The organism is uncultured Pseudoalteromonas sp. (assembly GCF_963922945.1).
Classification (GTDB): domain Bacteria; phylum Pseudomonadota; class Gammaproteobacteria; order Enterobacterales; family Alteromonadaceae; genus Pseudoalteromonas.
In genome coordinates this window covers 1-1,778 of the sequence record NZ_CAWUKC010000187.1, presented here as the reverse complement: position 1 = coordinate 1,778, position 1,778 = coordinate 1, and the positions used below count along the sequence as shown (strand labels likewise).

The window sequence follows — 1,778 nt, the reverse complement described above, 5'->3', positions numbered from 1 at the left end:
AGTACCAGCGCTTGCTTATGCAACAGTCAGCTTAATTATGGCGACTGTTGCCAGCCTTATCACCTTGAAATAAAAACCCCAGAAACACCTGAGCAACTAATGCGTTCGCGCTTTAGTGCTTATGCATTAAAAAATGCATCTTATGTATTTAAAACTTACGCTAAAGAAAAACAAGCACAAAACCCATTAAATGAAATTGCTGACTTTGCCAATAGCTGCCGTTTTGTAAAATTAGTTGTGCGTGATACCCAGCAAAGCGATGAGCGAGGTTATGTTGCCTTTAACGCGTATTATTTTTACCAAAATTTATATTGTGAGTTGAATGAGAAATCAGACTTTATAAAAGAAGATGGTCAGTGGCGTTATTTAGATGGGGTTATTAACCCGGTTGCCGACATAAAAGTGGCAAGAAATGACATATGTCCATGCGGGAGCGGTAAAAAATATAAAAAATGCCACAGTGTATAAGGCAATTTAAACATTCAAATAATAACTGATTTAATTAATATACTCGGTTTTTCAGCAAGGCTAATGGCGTGCAAAACAAAAAATGGACCATTTAGGTCCATTTTCTACAATATTGCTATTGATTTATTCGTCATCATCTAAATCGTACGATTCACGCTGCGCAGGTCTAGCTAAAATCTCAACATAGAATGAAGTAAGCTCTTGCTTTTCTATTTCGCTGATCTTGTTGTTAATTTCAGCGACGTGAACAACTTCAGCCTCATCAGCGCTTGTGCCAAACTTACAGTCAAATGCCCAGTAATCAGCCTCAACAGGTAGCGTTTTATTGCGCTCTCTTTTCAAATATTTTTTCACTTCATGCTTTGCAGCATCAACCATACGAGGGTATTTGATTTTCTCATGATTTAGCGTGAATGTTTTCTTCATTATGTTCCTAATTACCTTGATTTAATGATAATGGCACTTAAGTCATACCACTTGCAGCCATTATAGCAATTGCATTTAAATTGTGGATGCTTTTTTTATACAAAAAGGGAATTGTTCAATTTTATTGTATAAGTGCTACTTATTATACAGAAAGATTAGATCTGAAAATTGTAGGGGGCTTTAAGGTAAGCTATGCGCTAGCTACCAGCAATGGCTTATGAATCGCCTCGTTCGTTAAATCATCATAAAATGCGGCGGCATCCATTTGTGGATTTGCAAGTGATGTGTACTTTTCATTTAAGCGCCTGCGTACTGATAGTTCACAATTATCAATTACAGGCAAGGGAATATGCGATTTATCATCTCTAATTGCCAGTGGCTCCGGGTTTAAACAGTGCTTTAACTTTATTGCTTGCATGCCAGCCTGCTCGCCTTGTTGAACAATTACCGACGCGTGCTCTTGACCTATACTCATATCGAATGATTCTGGAGCGAGTAATTGCTTAGGCCCAGCACCAAAACGCTCCCTTAATTGCTCTTCGTCTACATAAGCACTATGCGATTCACTTTTTGGCAAATGAAATTGGCTAAAATCCAGCGCATCGTGCGATAACATCGCTAATAAAAGTGAAAATTCGCCTCTGCGATTTTCATGCACACTTTTATTTAGCCTGGTCTTTAGTTGACTCTCTGTGATTAACAAACCATCGATTTGCATAGTCTTTAGCCGATCATGATAACTGGTAGATATTTATCGGCTTTATTTCAAATTTCTTTAGCTTTTTTCTTTACTTAAATACGCAGTTTGCTATTATCAGCGCCGTTGCATTGGAGGGGTTCCCGAGCGGCCAAAGGGATCAGACTGTAAATCTGACGGCTCAGCC

3 protein-coding genes are annotated in these 1,778 nt (G+C 38.4%); 1 reads left to right on the top strand and 2 read right to left on the bottom strand.

Features of this window, described 5'->3' with window-relative positions; all coding sequences use genetic code 11:
• Window positions 1-468, top strand: a 468-nt coding sequence (locus tag AABI99_RS18225; RefSeq protein ID WP_338367533.1) for a YchJ family metal-binding protein, incomplete at its 5' end; no start/stop codon positions are given.
• Window positions 469-591: 123 nt separating this feature from the next.
• On the opposite strand, the gene AABI99_RS18220 is transcribed toward AABI99_RS18225, so the two are convergent.
• Both AABI99_RS18220 and AABI99_RS18215 read right to left on the bottom strand, forming a co-directional pair.
• Entirely contained in the window at window positions 592-894 is a 303-nt protein-coding gene (locus AABI99_RS18220) for a DUF6172 family protein (RefSeq protein ID WP_338367532.1), read from the bottom strand.
• Window positions 895-1,084: 190 nt separating this feature from the next.
• The gene (locus AABI99_RS18215) at window positions 1,085-1,612 is read right to left on the bottom strand and encodes a VC2046/SO_2500 family protein (protein WP_338367531.1); all 528 of its coding nucleotides are present in this window, start codon (window positions 1,610-1,612) and stop codon (window positions 1,085-1,087) included.
• Window positions 1,613-1,778 lie beyond the last annotated feature (166 nt).